The sequence below is a fragment of the Streptomyces sparsogenes subsp. cuspidosporus genome (assembly GCF_039532705.1).
GTDB lineage: Bacteria > Actinomycetota > Actinomycetes > Streptomycetales > Streptomycetaceae > Streptomyces > Streptomyces sparsogenes.
This window is the reverse complement of sequence record NZ_BAAASD010000023.1, coordinates 35,215-52,659: the sequence shown is the minus strand read 5'-3', so window position 1 is coordinate 52,659 and position 17,445 is coordinate 35,215. Positions and strand designations below refer to the sequence as shown.

The window sequence follows — 17,445 nt, the reverse complement described above, 5'->3', positions numbered from 1 at the left end:
CGGTGCGAGGGGCCGTACGGCGGCCGGCGCGAAGGCTCGTACGGCGGCCCGCACCTCGGCCGGTACGGCGGGGCGCACCGCCGCCGTACCGGCCGGATCGCGGCCTCCGGGCCACGGCCCGCGCGGTCAGACGAACGCGAGCCGTCGGCTCAGCACCTCGTCGGCGAGCCCGTAGGCGACGGCCTCCTCGGCGGTGAGCACCTTCTCCCGGTCCATGTCCGCGCGCAGCGTCGCCACGTCGTGATGCGTGTGCCGGGCCAGGACCTCCTCCACCTGCGAGCGGATGCGGACCATTTCCTTGGCCGCGAGGCTGAGGTCGGAGACCGTCCCCTGCCGGCCGCCGCTGGCCGGCTGGCCGAGCAGCACCCGCGCGTGCTGGAGCACGAACCGTCGCCCGGGATCTCCGCCGGCCAGCAGCACCGCCGCCGTCGACGCGGCCTGACCGACGCAGAACGTGGAGATCGGGGCCTGCACGAACGTCATGGTGTCGTAGATTGCCATCAGCGAAGTGAACGATCCCCCGGGCGAGTTGAGATAGATCGAGATCTCGCGCTCCGGGTTCGCCGACTCCAGGTGCAGGAGTTGGGCGATGACCACATTGGCCACCCCGTCGTCGATCTCGGTGCCGAGGAAGATGATCCGCTCGTTCAGCAGCCGGCTGAAGACGTCGTAGGACCGCTCACCCTGCGCGGTGCGCTCGATGACGTAGGGAACCGTGTACGAGCCCATGTCACAACCCCATCCGTCGGCGCGAGGTGGCCGGGCGGATGTCGGTGAGCGACTCCACCACCCGGTCCACGATCCCGTACTCCCTGGCCTGCTCGGCCGTGAACCAGCGGTCCCGGTCGCCGTCCCGAGCGATCGTCTCCTCGCTCTGCCCGGTGTGCTCGGCGGTGATCCGCTCGATGGCCTTCTTGGTGAACTCCAGGTTCTCCGCCTGGATCTCGATGTCCGCGGCGGTGCCCCCGATGCCCGCCGAGGGCTGGTGCATCATGATCCGCGCGTTCGGCAGCGCGAACCGCTTGCCGGACGCCCCCACGGTGAGCAGGAACTGGCCCATGCTGGCGGCGAATCCCATCGCCAGCGTCGAGACGTCGTTCGGGATGAGCCGCATGGTGTCGTAGATGGCCAGACCCGCGGTGACCGACCCGCCGGGGCTGTTGATGTACAGGCAGATGTCGGTGCGCGGGTCCTCCGCCGAGAGCAACAGCAGTTGCGCGCACACCCGGTTGGCCGACACGTCGTCGACCTGGGTGCCGAGGAGGACGATCCGCTGGGCGAGCAGCTGCGCCGCGAGGTGGTCGTCGAAGCGGCTGGGCGGTGTGTCGCCCTCCTCCGCGCGCGGCGCGAGCGTGGTGAGTGGAGTCATCTGGTCTCCTTGTCGAGGCAGGGGGGCCGTCGACTCCACTCTTGACCGCGGGAGATCCCCGGATGCGGTTTCTCTGCCCGCCGCAGATTCGCCACGGGCAGAGACGCCGCACCGCCGCCTAGTCGCCCCCGGGCCAGTCGATTCGCCTGGCGTGGTGGAGCCATACGACCAGCGCCGTCAACACCGCGGTGACGCCACCGAACGTCATGACCGCCGAAGGGGAGAACTGGTCGACGACGACACCTCCGACCAGCGCTCCGAGCGAGAGGGTCGCCTGGAACGACGCGGTGAACAGCACCGATGACGCCTCCAGCGCGTGGGGAGCCGACTTGGCGAACCACGTCTGGGAGCAGACCGGGACGGCACCGTACGCCATCCCCCAGACCACCAGAAGGGCGACCGCCCCGGCGCGCCATTGCCCCAGCACCGGCAACAGCGAGGCGGATGTCGCGATCAGCGCCGCCGCGACCGCGAACGTGGCGCGCGGATGGCGGGCCGCGCGGGACCCGGCGATGAAGTTGCCGGCGATCCCCGCGGCGCCGTAGAGGAACAGGAAGACGGTGGTCAGGCCGGGACCCACGTGGGTGACCTGTTCCAGGAACGGGTTGATGTAGGTGTAGGCCCCGAAATGGGCGAGCACGATGAGAAAGGTCGTGGCCAGCGCGAAGCGGGTGTTGACGCTCCGCAGCATGCCGCCGAGCACGGCCAGGCGGGTGGCCTGCTCGGGCGGGAGCGGGGGAAGCACCAGCAGCAGCGCGACGAAGACGGCGGCGGACAGCACCCCCAGGGCGACGAACGCCGTCCGCCACCCGGCGATGTCTCCGATCAGGGTGCCCAGAGGGACGCCGAGTACCGACCCCAGCGGCACCGCCGAGAAGATGACCGCGGTCGCCCGCCCGACCGCGTCGGCCGGTACGAGGCGGCCCGCCAGCCCGGCTCCGATGGACCAGAAGCCGCCGATGGTGATCCCCACCAGCACCCTGGAGACGAGCACGAGCCAGTAGCCCGGGGCCGCCGCGGCGAGGAAGTTGGCCAGGGCCAGCAGAAGAACGAAGGCACACAGCATCAGCCGGCGGTCGATGCGCGCCGTGGCCGCGGTGACCAGAGGGGCGGAGAGCGCCGCCAGGAACCCGGGCATGGTCATCATCAGCCCGGCCATTCCGTCCGAGACGGTGAAGCTCGAACCGATGGAGGTCAGCAAGCCGATGGGCAGGATCTCCGTGGTGACGATGGAGAATATCCCCATCATCACCGAGACCACCGCCGGCCATGAGGTCGTGGCTGGGCGACTCGCCGCTTCGGTGGTTCCGGCGGATGTCGCGGCGTCTGTGGGCATGGGTTTCCGCTCTTTGTCGGGCGTTGATGAGCTGATTGATCACCAGCTCATCAAGAGCCCTGACGAAACACTGGCGGGATCCCGACACCAACGCTGACGCAGAGGATGACGCCGTTTTCTCGCCACCGCACGTCGAGTCCACCGCACGCCGACCCCGCCGCACCCCCGGCCCCCACCGCACCCCGGCCCCACGGCACGCCGAGTCCACCGCACGCCGGGCCCGACCACCCGCCGGCCCCCACCACCCACCGCGCCGCTTGGGCCGACGGTGGGAGGGGGCCACCGTATCGGCCCATCTCAGGGGGCGGCCGGACACGCCATGTGAACACACTGATGCACATGGCAGAGCGAGAGCGGCACACATCTCCCCCGAAGGCGGACCGCGCACCCCGCCGGACCGGCGCGGCGGAGGCGGCCGGCCTCGCCTGCGAACGGCTCGCCGCTCTGATAACCCACCCCACCGAGGGGGTCAGTGCCGTGTGCCGGGTCGAGGACGGCTGGCGCGTCAGCGTGGACGTCGTGGAAGTCGCCCGGATCCCCGACACGACGAGCCTGCTGGCCACCTACGAGGTCGACATCGACGAGCGGGGGGAGCTCCGCGCGTACCGGAGAGTCCGCCGCTACCGGCGCGGCTCGGCCGACGACTGCTGACCAGGCCGCGTCGGTCGCGCCGGGCGGGACCGGTCGGCGCGGCCGGGCCCAGCCATCGAAAGGACGCTCCGATCATGGCCCCCACCTACGCACCCACCCACACCGACGAGGTCGTCTGCGTCTCGCGCTCGGGAAACCTCTACGACGTCCTCGAACTGATCCTCGACCGCGGCATGGTGATCGACGTCTTCCTCAGGGTCTCCCTGGTCGGCATCGAGATCCTGAAGGTCGACGCCCGCATCGTCGTGGCGAGCGTGGACACGTACCTCCGCTTCGCCGAGGCGTGCAACCGCCTGGACCTGGAATTCGACCGCAGCAGCACGACGGTGCCCGAGCTGCTGGGCTCGGGCCCGGCCGCGAGCCTCGGCAAGAAGGCGGCCAAGAAGACGGCCAAGAAGGCGGTGGAGTCCGTGGGCGGCAAGGTCAAAAGGGCCGTGACCGGCCACGACGGGGCGGACGAGGACGAGGCCGAGGGTGAGGACGAGGCCGAGGAGAGCGAGCGCGCGCGGGACGAGGACGAGCGCGGAGAGGGCGAGCGCCGCCCGCTCAAGCGCACCGCCCGCGCCCGCCGCCGTATCGAGGACGACCGCGAAGACAGGGAGGACTGACCCCATGGCCGCACAGGGCCTGTACGTCTACGGCGTCGTCCGCGCCTCCCACCCGCTGCCGCCCGGCCGCACGGGGGTGGGCGCCGACCCGGCCCCGGTGCGTACGGTGCGCGCCGGGGAGTTGGCCGCCGTGGTCAGCGACGCCCCGCCCGGTCTGCGCGCCAAGCGGCGCGACCTGCTCGCCCACCAGAAGCTCGCGCTGGCGCTGACGGCGGACGGCCCGGTGCTGCCCATGCGCTTCGGGATGATCGCCGCCGACGAGGAGTCCGTACGGGGGCAGCTGACCGCCTCGCGGAGCGCGTATCTCGCCACCCTCGACCGTCTCGACGGCCGGGTCGAGATGAATCTCAAGGCCCTGCCGGTCCAGTCCGGGCTGCCCGCGCTGGTCCGGGAGAACCCCGAGGTGGCCCGGGCGCGCGCCGCGGCTCGCCGGTCGCCGGGCTACGAGGCGAGTGTGCGGCTCGGCGAGGCTGTGGCGCGGGGGCTGACGGGGCGGGCCGCCACCGCGTCGGCCGCGGTGGTCGCCGAGCTGTCCGCCATGGCGGTGGAGCGGGTGGCCGGGCCCGAGGTGCGGGGGTGCGTGCTCAACGTGTCCTTCCTGCTCGACCGCGGCGATCAGGAGCGGTTCCGGGCCGTGGTGGAGCGCTTCGCGGCGGGCCACCACGACCATGTCGAGCTGCGGCTCACCGGGCCGCTGCCCTGCTACAGCTTCGTGGACCCCGCCCCGGGAACCGCCCGCCGGGAGACCGAGCCCGTACGGAGCGGAGCGTGACATGGGCTTGCTGAGCGGGCTGGTCCTCCTCCCCATGGCGCCGGTGCGGGGCGTGATCTGGATCGCGGACTGCCTGGTGGACGCCGCGGAGCACGAGCTGCACGACCCGGCGGTCCTGCGCGCCAGGCTCGCCGAGCTGAACGAGGACCTGGAGGCGGGGGCGATCGGCCCCGAGGAGTTCGAGCGGGAGGAAGACCGGCTGCTCGACCTGTTGGAGCGCTCGGTCCCGTCCCTGCCGGTGAGACACAACCGGTGAGACGCGGCCAGTGAGACGCGGCCGGTGAGGCGAAGGGTGAGAGACGGAGGGTGAGACGCGGATGGTGAGACGCCGTGACTGAACACGAGCTGACGGGCAGGACACCCCTGGGCACGGCCCCGCCCACGGCCAACCTCGCCGAGATCCTGGAGCGGGTGCTCGACAAGGGCATCGTCATCGCCGGCGACATCAAGATCGACCTGCTCGACATCGAACTGCTCACCATCCGGCTCCGGTTGTTCGTGTCGTCCGTCGACACCGCCCGCAGGGCCGGCATCGACTGGTGGGAGACCGACCCGGCGCTGTCCTCCCGCGCCGCGCGCGACGCCCTCGCCGAGGAGAACGCGCGGCTGCGCGAGCGCCTGGCGGCGCTGGAACCCGGCGCCGGCGACACGCCCGAGCTGAGCGCCGCCGGCACCGGCACCGGCACCGAGGAGAGGAGGGGCGGATGACGTCCCCCACGGTCATCTACGCCTTCGCCGTCTGCCGGCGGTGCGACCCCGCGGCCCTGGCGGGCCTGCCGGGGCTGGACGCCGCCGCCCCCGTACGCACTCTGGCCGCGGGCCCGCTCACCGCCGTCGTCCAGGACGTGCCCGCCGCGGACTTCGCGGAGGACGCCTTGCGGCAACGGCTCACCGACCGCGAGGAACTGGAGCGCTGCGCCCGCGCCCACCATGAGGTGATCATGGCCGCGTCGGCCGTCACGCCGACCGTGCCGCTGCCCTTCGCCACCCTCTATCTCGGCGACGCACGGGTCCGCGCGGCGCTGCGCGAGAAGGAGGAGTCCTTCCTCGCCGCGCTCGGCCGGCTCACCGGCCGGGTCGAGTGGGGGGTGAAGGTCTACACCGCCCCCGCGCCCCTGGACTCCCTCGCCCCCTCCCCCACCCCTTCCCCGGCCCGCTCGCCCGGCGCCGCATCCGCCCTCTCGCCCTGCACCCCGCCCGGCACCACGCCCGACACCCCGGCGGGCAGCGGACGGGCCTATCTGGAGCGCGTACGCGGCCGCCGGCAGCTCCGCGAGCGGCGGCAGAACGCGGCGCTTCAGGCCGCGGAGCGGGTGGACGCGGTGGTACGCGGCCTCGCCGTGGCCGCGCGGCGGCTGCGCCCGCACGGTGTGGAGGTCACCGGGGCGCACCGCACCCACCTACTCAACGCCGCCTATCTCGTCGACAGCGCCCGCGCGGACGAACTGCGCGCCACGCTGGAGGCGCTGCGCCGGGAGGAGACGGACGTCCAGATCGAGCTCTCGGGCCCGTGGGCCCCCTACTCCTTCGCCGACGGGAGCGTCCCCCGATGACGACGGCCGCCTGGGGGACCGCCCCCGCGGAAGCACACGGGCCGATCGGCGTGCCGCTCGTGGACCTGCTCGACCGGGTGCTGGCCACCGGGGTCGTCATCAGCGGCGACGTGGTCATCGCCATCGCGGAGGTGCCCCTCGTACGGCTGTCCCTCCACGCCCTGCTCTCCTCGGTCAACGAGCGCGTCCCCGCCCCGTGGACCGACGGCGGCCCGCTGTGAGCGGCGGCAGGCTCGACCTGGACGCCGACTCGGTGGGCCGCGACCTGGTCGCGCTCGTCCTCACGGTCGTGGAACTCCTCCGGCAGCTGATGGAACGCCAGGCCCTGCGCCGGATCGACGCCGGCGGGCTGAGCGAGGAGCAGGTCGAGCGCATCGGCACCACGCTGATGCTCCTGGACCAGCGGATGGCGGAGCTGTGCGCCCAGCACGGCCTGCGGCCCGAGGACCTCAATCTGGACCTCGGGCCGCTGGGTACCCTGCTCCCCCGCGACTGACGCCCCGCGACCGACGCCCGCCGCTCACTGCACGATCACGAACCTGTTTCCGTCCGGGTCGCGGAAACCCGCCGGGCCCGGCGCGCTCCCTTCGAGCGCGCCGGGCCCATCCGCTGCCCCTCACCCCCACGGAGGGGCAGTGGCCAGGTGATATCTGTTCAGTCGGGGTTACTCGGTGGCGATGGCGTTCAGCACGTTCATCCGGCCGGCCCGGAAGGCCGGGAGCAGCGCGGCGACCAGGCCGACCACGGCCGAGCCGATGAAGACGGTGATGATCGTCGGCCACGGGATGTCCAGGGTCTTCAGGCCCTCGAGTGCCAGCAGCTTCTGCGCCGTGGCCCCCCAGCCCATGCCGAGACCGAGGCCCAGCAGGGCGCCGAAGAGCGCGATCACGACCGACTCCAGGCGGATCATGCGGCGCATCTGACGGCGGGACAGACCGATGGCGCGCATCAGGCCGATCTCGCGGGTCCGCTCGACCACCGACAGCGCCAGGGTGTTCACCACACCGAGGACGGCGACGATGATCGCGAGGGCCAGCAGGCCGTAGACCAGGTTGAGCAGCTGCCCGATCTGGTCCTTCATCAGCTTCTTGTAGTCGGTCTGGTCCCGGACCTTGACCTGCGGATACCGGTCGAGCTGGGCCTTGAGCGAGGCGTACGCCTCCTTCTCCTGGCCGTCCTTGGCGGCCGCCAGCATCATCAGGTCCGCCGGGACCTTGTCGGCCGGGACGTAGCGCTCGACCGTGGTGATGTTCAGGTACTTGGCGCCCTTGTTGAGCGAGGTGTCGTCCGAGGTGATGACGGCGACCTTGAGCTTGGCCGTCCGGCCGCCCTTGAAGGCGACGGTGACCGTGTCGCCCTTCTTCGCCTTGTGGTCCTTGGCGAAGCCCTCGGGCAGCGAGATGGCGTCCTTGCCGTAGGCGTCGGCGAGCGAGCCGTCGACGGCGGGGGTGCGGAGGTCGTCCGCGAGCGTCGGGTCGGAGGCCGCCAGGTTGTCGGTGGTGGTCTTGCCGTCAGGCGTGGTGATCTTGGCGTCGCGGATGTCCTTGAAGTCGCTGACGTGGTCCAGGCCCTTCGCCCCGGTCACCGCCTTCTCGATCTCCGAGGTGATCGGCTTGCCGCCGTCGGACTGGATGATGAAGTCCGCGCCGACCGACTTGTCGAGCTCTTCGCTGGCCGAGGCGACCATCGAGGAGCCGACCACCGACAGACAGGCGACCAGCGCCAGGCCGATCATCAGGGCGGCACCGGTGGCGCCGGTGCGCCGGGGGTTGCGCAGCGCGTTCCGCTCGGCCATGCGGCCGACCGGGCCGAAGATCCGCAGAATGACGGCGGCCAGCACCCGGACCACCAGGCCGGCCAGCAGCGGGCCGATGACGATGAAGCCGACCAGGGTCAGCACCACGCCCAGGCCCAGGAACATCGACCCGTCGGTCGCCTTGTCCGCCTTCGCCGCCACCACCAGGGCCAGCGTGCCCGCCGCCGTGAGCAGCAGGCCGACCACGGCCCGGATGCGCCCGGCCTTGGCGTCCGCCGGGGTGCCCGCGTCCCGCAGGGCCGCCATCGGGGAGATCTTCCCGGCGCGTCGGGCGGGGATGTACGCCGAGATGAGGGTGACGACGATGCCGATGACGAGGCCGATGACAGGTGTGGCGGGCTTGACCGTGAGCTGGTCGGTGCTGATGTTCAGGCCCATGTTGCCCATGAGCTTCATCAGCCCGACGGCGAGGCCGACGCCGCCCAGGATGCCGAGGACCGAGCCGACCACGCCGAGCAGCAGCGCCTCGATGAGCACGGTCCGGTTGACCTGCTTGCGGCTGGAGCCGATGGCGCGCATCAGGCCGATCTCGCGGGTGCGCTGGGCGACCAGCATGGAGAAGGTGTTGACGATGAGGAAGATGCCGACCAGGACGGCGATCCCGGCGAAGCCGAGCATCGCGTACTTCATGATGTCCAGGAAGGACCCGATGTCGTCCTTGCCCTCCTCGGTGACCTCCGCCTTCGTCTGCACCTTGAAGCCGTCGCCGATGGCCGCGACCACGTCCTTCTTCAGCTGGTCGTTGCTGACGCCGGGCTGGGCGGTGAGGGCGAAGCTGGTGTACACGCCGGGGCGGCCGAGCAGCTTGCGCTGCGCGGTGTCGGTGTCCGTGTAGACGATGGTGGCACCGGGGTTGGTCACCTTGAAGGCGGCCAGGCCCACGATCTTGGCTCGGAACTCGCCGGGCACGGCGATGAGCCGCAGCTCGTCGCCGATCTTCAGCTTCTTGTTCTTGGCGGTGTCGGCGTCGAGCATCACCTCGGTGGGGCCGCGCGGCTGGTGGCCGGAGGTCACGTCCACCGAGAGGAGCTCGGTCGCGTCCCAGTTGGTGGCGACGGTCGGGGCGCCGGAGCTGGGGCCGATGTCGTCGTTGTTCTTGTCGACGACGGTGACGGTCTCGGTGCTGATGTCACCGACCACCGACTTGACGCCCTTGACCTTCTTCAGGTCGGCCATCCGGGCGCCGGGCACCGTCTCGATCCTGCCGGTCTGGGCGCTGTTCTGGCTGCCGCCCGCGTTCTTCGACTTGACGGAGACATCGGGGCTGGTGCTCGCGAAGAGCTGGTCGAAGGTGGCGTTGGTGGTGTCGGTGAAGACGAGAGTGCCGGTCACGAAGGCCACCGACAGCAGGACGGCGATGGCCGACAGGGCCATGCGTCCCTTGTGCGCGAAGAAATTGCGCATCGAGGTCTTGAAGACGGTCATGACACCCGCCCGCGCGCGTCGAAGCTCTTCATGCGCTCGAGGACCAGCTCGGCGGTGGGGTTGTACATCTCGTCGACGATCCGGCCGTCGGCCAGGTACAGCACCCGGTTGGCGTACGCGGCGGCGACCGGGTCGTGGGTGACCATCACGATGGTCTGGCCCAGCTCGTCCACCGAGCGCCGCAGGAAGCCGAGCACCTCGGCGCCCGCCCTGGAGTCCAGGTTTCCGGTGGGCTCGTCACCGAAGATGATCTCGGGGCGGGCGGCGAGGGCCCGCGCCACGGCGACGCGCTGCTGCTGACCGCCGGAGAGCTGGTTCGGCCGGTGCTTGAGCCGCCCCGAGAGACCCACCGTCTCCACCACGCGGTCCAGCCAGCCGCGGTCCGGCTTGCGGCCCGCGATGTCCATGGGCAGCGTGATGTTCTCCAGGGCGTTGAGCGTGGGCAGCAGGTTGAACGCCTGGAAGATGAAGCCGATCCGGTCGCGGCGCAGCTGGGTGAGCTTCTTGTCCTTGAGGCCGGTGATCTCCGTCTCGTCGATGAAGATCTGACCGGAGGTCACCGTGTCGAGCCCGGCGAGGCAGTGCATCAGGGTCGACTTGCCGGAGCCCGATGGGCCCATGATGGCGGTGAACTGGCCACGGGCTATGTCGACGTCCACATGGTCGAGCGCGACCACGCGGGTCTCCCCCGAGCCGTAGGCCTTGACCACCTGGCGTGCGCGGGCGGCAACAGCCGTATGTCCCCCACTGCCCCCGGTCTTGGGAATCGATACAGCGGTTGTCACGGTGACTCTCCTAGGTCGTCTGCTTCTGCGGGTACTGCGTCATCTGGGTTGTCTGCGTCGTCTGCGGGGGCCGAACGGTCGTCGACCGCGTGCCTCAAGCGTGGTCCAGGCGTACGGGGTGACGCGATGGTGCCTGGCTCCCTATCGGTGGTGGGGCTGGCCATACCCTCCCGGTCAGGCCGGCCATAGCCACCCTAAGAGCGCCGCAGGTCGGAAACCTCCTCCGCCGGTACGAACCCCGGGTAGGAGGAAGGGGTGGACATCCCCTAGGGGTGTGAGACCTCAGGCGTACCCCGTCTCGGGGTAGAGGCTGCACCCTGACGCTACGGAAGGATCAAGTCCGCTGTTCCAGGGGGCGGACGCCCGCTTCCCATCCCCCGATCCCGCATGGAATCGTGGGTATTACAAGGACCTGGCGACCGAGCCCCGAGACCCGGCTCGGCCGGGAAGGAGTGCGTACGGTGGGCGGCACCGCACGACGGCGGACAGGCTCGGACACCGGACCCCCCACCCCCGAGGCGGCCCCGTCGCCCCCCGCCCGCCGGGGCCCCGTCGCCGCCGCGCTGATGCTCGGCATGGCGCTCGCCGCGCTCGACTCCACCATCATCTCCACGGCCATCCCCCAGATCGTGGGCGACCTCGGCGGCTTCTCCGTCTTCTCCTGGCTGTTCTCCGGCTATCTGCTCGCCGTCACGGTCAGTCTGCCGGTCTACGGCAAGCTCTCCGACACCTTCGGCCGCAAACCCGTCCTGCTCTTCGGGATCGTGCTGTTCCTGCTGGGCTCGCTGCTGTGCGCGGGCGCCTGGGACATGGGCTCCCTCATCGCCTTCCGCGTCGTCCAGGGCCTGGGCGGCGGCGCGCTGCAGGGCACCGTGCAGGTCATCGCCGCCGACCTGTACCCGCTCGAGGAGCGCCCGAAGATCCAGGCCCGGCTCTCCTCGGTGTGGGCCCTGTCCTCCGTGGCGGGCCCGGCCATCGGCGGGCTGCTCGCCGGATACGCCGACTGGCGCTGGATCTTCCTGATCAACCTGCCGGTCGGCGCCGTCGCCCTGCTGCTGATCGTCCGCCATCTGCACGAGCCGGCCCGGGAGGCCGTGGCCACCTCCCGGGTGGACTGGGCGGGCGCCCTGGCGATCTTCGTGTCCGGCGGGCTGCTGCTGACCGCGCTGGTGCAGGGCGGGGTGGCCTGGGCCTGGCTGTCCGCGCCGTCGCTCGCCCTGTTCGCGGGCAGCGCGGTGGGCATGGCCGGGACCGTGTGGATCGAGCGCCGCGCCGCCGAGCCGATCATCCCCGGCTGGGTCTGGCGCCGCCGTACGATCTCGGCCGTCAACCTCGCGCTCGGCGCGCTGGGCCTGCTGATGATCGCCCCGACCGTCTTCCTGCCCACCTACGGCCAGTCGGTCCTGGGCCTCGGCCCGATCGCGGCCGGGTTCGTGCTGTCGGCCATGACCCTCAGCTGGCCGATTTCCGCCGCCCTGAGCAGCCGCGTCTACAACCGGATCGGCTTCCGGCGCTGCGCGATCACCGGCGTCTCGATCGCCGCGCTGGTCCTGCTCGCCTTCCCGCTCCTCCCCTACCCCGGCGCGGACCCCGGCGCGGCCTGGCAGCCCGCGCTGATCATGCTGCTGCTCGGCGCGGCCCTCGGTCTCTTCCAGCTACCGCTGATCATCTGGGTCCAGTCGTCCGTACGCTGGGCGGAGCGCGGCACCGCGACCGCCTCGATCCTCTTCTGCCGGCTGGTCGGCCAATGCGTGGGGGCGGCCGTCTTCGGCGCCGTCGCCAACGCCACGCTGACCGGGCGCCTGGAGGTGGCCCCCTCCGCCATCCGCCCCGGCCTGCCCGACGACCTCGACTCGGTCTCCCGCGCGCTCGAGCACCCCGGCACCCTCACCGACCAGGCCGCCGACTATCTGCGGCGCGCGGTCGACACCGCCGTCGAGCACGTGTACGTCGGCTCGGCGGGCGCCGCCGTCCTGGCCCTGCTGACCCTGCTGTTCCTCGCCCCGCGCCGGACCCCCGCCGGGCTCGACGGGGAGCAGGGCGCGGCGGGGGCGACCGGCCCGGAAGGCGCCACGGGCGCCGACGAGCAGGCGCGGACGGCGGGGTAACGGGGCCCCGGGAGCGCGGGAGCGCGGGAGCGCGGCGAAGTCCCGGGGCCGGTGCCGGGCCGTCAGGCTTCCGGTTGCGGCGCCGAGCCGATGTCCTCGGCGACCGGCCGCCCGGTCAGCGCCGCCAGGCTGCCCCGCACATGCTCCAGATGCGACTTGAGCTCCTCGCGCCGCTCCACGTGCTCGCGCAGCGTCCGCTCCGTCTCCCGCTCAAGACGCTCCTCCCGGGCCCGCGCCTGCGCGATGATCTCCGCCGCCTGCGCCTGGGCGTCCTCCTGCCGCAGCCGCGCCGCCTGCTCGGCCATCGCGTACTCCCGCTTGGCCTCGGCGAGCTTCCGCTGCGCGCGCTCCTCCATCTGCGCCACGCCCTCGGCCACCGCGGCCTCCCGCTCGGCGATCTCCCGGCCCGCCGCCTCCCAGCGCTCGGCGTGGTCCCGCTCCAGCTCGGCCAGGACGGCGGCGCTGCGCTGCCGCGTCTCCTTCAGCGCGGACAGGGCCTCGCCCCGCCACTCCTTGGCGTCCTGCCGCGAGGCGGCGCGCAGTTCGTCCACATCGGCCTGGGCCGACTCCAGGGTGGCGCGCGCGGACGCCTCGGCGGCGGCCCGCACCCGCTCGGCCTCCTCGCGGGCGGCCTCCTCGACCGTACGGGCCGCGGCCCGCGCGGCGTCCCACAGCTCCTGCGCCGAGGCCTCGGCGCGCGCCCGCAGGCTCGCGGCCTCCTCCTCGGCCGCGAACAGAATCAGCCGCGCCCGGTCGCCCAGCGATTCGTAGGTCTGGGGGGCCAGCTGGGCGACCGCCTCGCGCAGCCGCTCGGCCTCGGCGGACAGCTCATTGCTCAGCACGGTCAGCCGCGCGGCCCGCTCCCACGCCGCGTCGCGGGCGTCGGACAACTCCGCCAGAGCGCGGTCGACCTGCTCGGGGCGGTAGCCGCGGCCCCGTCCGCCGATGGTGAAACCTTGACGTGACACCGATGCGCCCATCCTTGGAACCCCTTTTGTCCGGCATGCAACCGCTCCGGCGCACATCTTTATAGATCGCGGCTAATCGCACATAACGCGACACTCCGCCCATCTTCCTCGGCCGGGCTGTCGTGGTCGTGCCCTCGTGGCGCCGACACGGAATCCGGACAGGACAACGACGAGGCGCCCGCCCCCGTCACGGGGGTCGGGCGCCTCGGTCCTGATGTTCTGGCGCTGTTCGCCTCAGGACTCGCTATCAGGGCTCGTACGTCAGGGCTCGTACGTCAGGGCTCGTTCAGAGCAGGCCGTCCCACATCTGCTCCAGCAGCACCGCCCACCAGTGGTCCGGCGAGGACAGCGCCGCCGGGTCCAGGCAGGCGAGCTGCGCCTGGAAGTCGACCGTCCAGCGGCCCGCCTGCTCGGGCGTCAGCCCGTACCGCAGCCGCCACATCCGGCCCAGCAGGGCCAGGCAGCGGACGAAGTCCGGCAGCGAGGTGTTGACGAACTGCGGCGGCACCGACGTACCACCGGGGCCCGCCTCCACCGGCACCGCCACGATGTGCGCCGTGCCGTACTGCACGCAGAGCTGACGGCCGAAGTCATTGCCCATGACCAGGTACGACCCCGCGTCCGGCGCGGGCTGCACCCCGCGCTCGGCGGCCAGCTCGGCGAGCGTCGGCACCGGACGGCCCTGCTGCGCCTGCGCCCAGAAGAACGGCCCGAAGTCCATCGGCAGCCCCGCCCAGACCAGCGTCTGCGCGACCACGTCCGGCACGCCCATCCGCGACACCGCGCGCTGGTCGAACCGGAAGACGCCCTGCGGGCCGAACGACTGGATCAGCTCCTGCGCCAGCGCCTCCGGCGGCACCGGGGGCACCCGCTGCACCTGGCTGGGGTGCGGCAGCGGCACCCGGTTCGGGGCCGGACGGGCCGGGCCGTCCGCCACCTGGTGCAACTCCCCCTGGTGCTCGATCAGATGGCGTACGCCCTGCTGACGGGTCGCGTGGTCGCGCCCGTACGCCGCCGTGTGGCTGATCCGCACCTGCGGCCAGGTCTCCTTGATCATGCGCGCGCAGTAGCCGCCGGGCAGATCGCAGGACTCCAGCTCGGTGTGCAGCTCCAGCACCTGCTGCGGGGGGACGTTCATCCCGCGCAGCTCGTGCAGGATCTGCCACTCGGGGTGCGGGGTGCCGGGCGCGGAACGGCGGATGAGCTGCTGCTCGGAGCCGTCCTGCGCGCGGTAGCGCAGCACCGCCATATAGCCGGGGCCGACGGTCGGCTGGCCGGACGGCGGCGCGGGGTAGGCGTATCCGCCGCCGGGCGGAGCGGTGCCGGGGCCGGACATGCCGGGGCCCGGCATACCGGGCGGGGGCGTGCCGGGGCCGCCCGCGAGCATCGTCGCGGCGGCGTGCACGCCGCCGGGGACGGCAGGCTGCCCGGGAGCGCCGGGCTGGCCGGGAGCGCCGGGGACGGCGGGCTGACCCAGCGCGCCAGGCTGACCCGGCGCGCCGGGCTGGCCGGGTGCGCCGGGCTGACCGGGTGCGCCAGGCATCCCGGGCGCGCCGGGGCCACCGGGCGCGTCCGGGAAGCCGGGGCCGGGCGGCGGGGGCGGCGCCTGAGCACCGCCGGGGCCGGGCACCCCGGGCTGCCCCGGGGCACCGGGCTGGCCGGGAGCGCCGGGCACGCCGGGCTGACCGGGTGCGCCGGGAGCGCCGGGCTGGCCGGGTGCGCCTGGGCCACCGGCGAGCATCGTGGCCGCCGCGTGCATCCCACCGGGAGCGCTCGGCGGGCCGGGGAAGTTTGCGGCCGGACCCGACGGGGGCGGCATCTGGGCGCCCCCGGCGCCCGGCACACCCGGCGGACCGGGCGGCTGGGGGCCCGACGCGGCGGGCTGACCCGGCGCACCGGGAGGCCCGGGCGGCCCAGGAGGTCCAGGCGGGCCGGGCGGCTGCGGGGCGCCCGCGCCCGGCGCACCAGGGGCTCCGGGGGCCGCGGGTCCACCGGGGGCCGCGGGGGCTCCCGGCCCACCGGGGGCTCCGGGCACGCCCGGCGCGCCCGGCCCCCCGGCGAACATCGTCGCCGCGGCGTGCATCCCGTCCGGCGCGCCGGGCTGGCCGGGTGCGCCGGGCGGAGGCGTCGCGCCCGTGCCCGGGGCGCCGGGCGCCGACGGCGGAGGCGGCGTCTGCGCACCGCCCGGTGCCCCACCCGGGGCGCCGAGGCCCTCGGGGTCGAGCGCCGAGACCAGCTGCGTCGGCACGTACCCCCCGGCCGACGCCCCCGGAGCACCGGGCCCGGACGGCGGCGGAGGCGGCGCGGGCTGCCCCGGGGCCGGGCCGGCGCCAGGCACGCCGGGCGGGGCCGACGGCACGCCGGGGGCGCCGGGAGGCGCCCCGGGCACGCCCGGGCCCGTGGCCGGCGGCCCCGACGGGGGCGGCATGTCCAGGGCCGGGGCAATGGCGGTGGGCGGCAGCGCGCTGCCCGCCGACAGCAACTCCGTCTTCGCGTCAGGGCGCACGCCCGGCGCCGGGGTGTCCTCGTCGTCGGAGCCCGCGAGCGGCGGCGCGAAGACCGTGACGGGCGGGGCGACCGACCGGTCGCTGTCATCGCTCCCGGAGTTGGTGTCGGCACCCGCCCACGGCGTGCCGCCGGCGGGGGCACCGGGGGCCGGGGAGTCGGCGGGGGCGCCCCAGGGACTGTCGCCCCCCGCGGCGGCATCCGCCCCGACGCCCTGCCGGCCGCCCCGCGAGTCGTCGTCAGAAGCCCCCGCACCCGCGCCCGATGTGCCGGAACCCGGCCAATCGTCCACCGCCGACGACCGCCCAGCGGCCCCACCGGAACCCCCGGGCGCACCCGCGCCGGCCGCGCCCGGCCAGTCGTCCGTACTCGACGCGCCGTCAGCGGCCCCGCTCGCAGCGCCGCCCCCGGAGGCACCGCTGTACCCACCGGCCCCGCCCGAAGCGCCCGGCCAGTCGTCGGCCCCCGACGGACGGTCAGCAACCCCGCCAGGAGCACCACCGTACGAACCGGACTCGCCCGGCCCCGCGGCCGCCCCAGCTCCGGCCACACCCGACGCGCCCGGCCAGTCGTCGGTCCCCGGCGCGCCGTCAGCGGCCCCGGTCGGAGCACCCGCCCCAGAACCACCGCCATACGAACCCGATGCCGCAGCCGTCGCAGCTCCGGCTGCGCCCGACGCGCCCGGCCAGTCATCCGCCCCCGAAGCCCCGTCACCGGCGCCACCCGAAGCACCCGCCTCGGAACCACCGCCATACGAACCCGACGCACCCGACGCCGCAGCCGCCCCGGCTCCGGCCGTGCCCGACGCGCCAGAGCCCGGCCAGTCGTCCACCACGCCGGGCTCGCCGCCGGCGGGGCCCCTCGCCGGGCCGGACGCGCCCGGCCAGTCGTCCGGCCCGCGCTCGGCCGGACCACCGGCTGTGGCGAAAGCCGCAGGCGAGCCCGTACCGGAACCCGGCCAGTCGTCCGCCCCGCCGTCGGCCGAACCACCGGCCGTGCCGGAATCCGCGGCGGAATCACCGTCCGGCGCCGCAGGCGGCGCGGCCCCGGCCCCCGGCGTGCCACCGGTCGAGTCGCCGGTCGAGTCGCCCGCCGGTCCGGCGGGCGCCGGGCCGGAGTCCGACCCGCGCCCACCACCACTGGCGCCCGACCGCTGGTCGGGGATGCCCATGGCGTCGGCCGCCTCCTGGAGCCAGGCCGGCGGGGTCAGCAGGAAGGAGGTCGCGTTGAGGTCGATGCGCTGGGGCCGGCTCCCCGTGGAGGTGGTCTCCTCGCGGCCGCCGGGGGATCCGTACTCCTCCTCGTACCGGCGGATGACCTCGCCCACCGGCAGCGCGGGCCACAGGGTCGTGTCCCCGCTGTCGCGGGCGATGACCAGCCGGGCGCCCTCGGCGGGCGCGTCCGAGACGGGGCCGTCCGCGCGGTCCTCGGCCCAGGCCACGAAGCCCAGGTCGAACTCCCGCACCCGCACCTCGCGCTGCTGGTAGCCGGGCACGTCGCCGTTGATCCAGAGTTCCGCGCGCTCCTGCGCCTGTGCGAAGGTCACCAT

Annotated in this window: 17 protein-coding genes; 10 read left to right on the top strand and 7 right to left on the bottom strand. The window is 73.6% G+C overall.

Annotated features, from left to right (window positions below):
* Positions 1–126: 126 nt before the first annotated feature.
* The 3 genes from ABFY07_RS24850 to ABFY07_RS24840 all read right to left on the bottom strand — a co-directional run bounded on the left by ABFY07_RS24850 (position 127) and on the right by ABFY07_RS24840 (position 2,618).
* Positions 127–729 (bottom strand): ClpP family protease, encoded by a 603-nt coding sequence (locus tag ABFY07_RS24850; protein WP_065963716.1) that lies wholly within the window; start codon positions 727–729, stop codon positions 127–129.
* Between the two features lies 1 nt (position 730).
* Complete coding sequence (locus ABFY07_RS24845) at positions 731–1,369, bottom strand: ATP-dependent Clp protease proteolytic subunit (RefSeq protein ID WP_065963714.1); 639 nt, start codon at positions 1,367–1,369, stop codon at positions 731–733.
* Positions 1,370–1,487: 118 nt separating this feature from the next.
* Complete coding sequence (locus tag ABFY07_RS24840) at positions 1,488–2,618, bottom strand: MFS transporter (protein WP_346176612.1); 1,131 nt, start codon at positions 2,616–2,618, stop codon at positions 1,488–1,490.
* Between ABFY07_RS24840 and ABFY07_RS24835 the strand changes: the two genes are divergently transcribed.
* The 9 genes from ABFY07_RS24835 (at position 2,506) to ABFY07_RS24795 (ending at position 6,785) form a co-directional block, all read left to right on the top strand.
* Positions 2,506–2,802: a hypothetical protein gene (locus ABFY07_RS24835; protein WP_346176673.1), complete on the top strand. Its 297-nt coding sequence runs from the start codon at positions 2,506–2,508 to the stop codon at positions 2,800–2,802. The genes ABFY07_RS24840 and ABFY07_RS24835 overlap by 113 nt on opposite strands.
* A 242-nt stretch (positions 2,803–3,044) precedes the next feature.
* Complete coding sequence (locus ABFY07_RS24830; RefSeq protein WP_346176611.1) at positions 3,045–3,356, top strand: gas vesicle protein GvpO; 312 nt, start codon at positions 3,045–3,047, stop codon at positions 3,354–3,356.
* Between the two features lie 74 nt (positions 3,357–3,430).
* The gene (gene gvpJ, locus ABFY07_RS24825) at positions 3,431–3,964 is read left to right on the top strand and encodes a gas vesicle protein GvpJ (RefSeq protein ID WP_346176610.1); all 534 of its coding nucleotides are present in this window, start codon (positions 3,431–3,433) and stop codon (positions 3,962–3,964) included.
* Positions 3,965–3,968: 4 nt separating this feature from the next.
* Positions 3,969–4,736, top strand: a complete 768-nt coding sequence (locus ABFY07_RS24820; protein ID WP_346176609.1) for a GvpL/GvpF family gas vesicle protein — start codon at positions 3,969–3,971, stop codon at positions 4,734–4,736.
* A 1-nt stretch (position 4,737) separates the two neighbouring features.
* Entirely contained in the window at positions 4,738–4,992 is a 255-nt protein-coding gene (locus ABFY07_RS24815; RefSeq protein ID WP_346176608.1) for a gas vesicle protein GvpG, read from the top strand.
* Positions 4,993–5,066: 74 nt separating this feature from the next.
* The gene (locus ABFY07_RS24810; RefSeq protein ID WP_346176607.1) at positions 5,067–5,444 is read left to right on the top strand and encodes a gas vesicle protein; all 378 of its coding nucleotides are present in this window, start codon (positions 5,067–5,069) and stop codon (positions 5,442–5,444) included.
* A complete protein-coding gene (locus ABFY07_RS24805) occupies positions 5,441–6,289 on the top strand; it encodes a GvpL/GvpF family gas vesicle protein (RefSeq protein WP_346176606.1) in 849 nt (282 codons plus the stop codon). The genes ABFY07_RS24810 and ABFY07_RS24805 overlap by 4 nt, the downstream gene beginning before the upstream one ends.
* A complete protein-coding gene (locus ABFY07_RS24800; RefSeq protein WP_065963703.1) occupies positions 6,286–6,510 on the top strand; it encodes a gas vesicle protein in 225 nt (74 codons plus the stop codon). The genes ABFY07_RS24805 and ABFY07_RS24800 overlap by 4 nt, the downstream gene beginning before the upstream one ends.
* Positions 6,507–6,785, top strand: coding sequence for a gas vesicle protein K (locus tag ABFY07_RS24795; protein WP_346176605.1), 279 nt, complete (start codon positions 6,507–6,509; stop codon positions 6,783–6,785). The genes ABFY07_RS24800 and ABFY07_RS24795 overlap by 4 nt, the downstream gene beginning before the upstream one ends.
* A gap of 168 nt (positions 6,786–6,953) precedes the next feature.
* On the opposite strand, the gene ABFY07_RS24790 is transcribed toward ABFY07_RS24795, so the two are convergent.
* Both ABFY07_RS24790 and ABFY07_RS24785 read right to left on the bottom strand, forming a co-directional pair.
* A complete protein-coding gene (locus ABFY07_RS24790) occupies positions 6,954–9,530 on the bottom strand; it encodes an ABC transporter permease (RefSeq protein ID WP_346176604.1) in 2,577 nt (858 codons plus the stop codon).
* Positions 9,527–10,315 carry an ABC transporter ATP-binding protein gene (locus tag ABFY07_RS24785; RefSeq protein ID WP_065963695.1) on the bottom strand — a complete coding sequence of 263 codons (789 nt, stop codon included), beginning with the start codon at positions 10,313–10,315 and terminating at the stop codon, positions 9,527–9,529. Before ABFY07_RS24785 ends, ABFY07_RS24790 begins: the two co-directional genes overlap by 4 nt.
* A 461-nt stretch (positions 10,316–10,776) precedes the next feature.
* Between ABFY07_RS24785 and ABFY07_RS24780 the strand changes: the two genes are divergently transcribed.
* The gene (locus tag ABFY07_RS24780; RefSeq protein WP_428836999.1) at positions 10,777–12,423 is read left to right on the top strand and encodes an MFS transporter; all 1,647 of its coding nucleotides are present in this window, start codon (positions 10,777–10,779) and stop codon (positions 12,421–12,423) included.
* A gap of 62 nt (positions 12,424–12,485) precedes the next feature.
* On the opposite strand, the gene ABFY07_RS24775 is transcribed toward ABFY07_RS24780, so the two are convergent.
* Positions 12,486–13,403, bottom strand: coding sequence for a coiled-coil domain-containing protein (locus ABFY07_RS24775; RefSeq protein ID WP_346176603.1), 918 nt, complete (start codon positions 13,401–13,403; stop codon positions 12,486–12,488).
* A 274-nt stretch (positions 13,404–13,677) separates the two neighbouring features.
* Positions 13,678–17,445, bottom strand: coding sequence for an SUKH-4 family immunity protein (locus tag ABFY07_RS24770; RefSeq protein WP_346176667.1), 3,768 nt, complete (start codon positions 17,443–17,445; stop codon positions 13,678–13,680).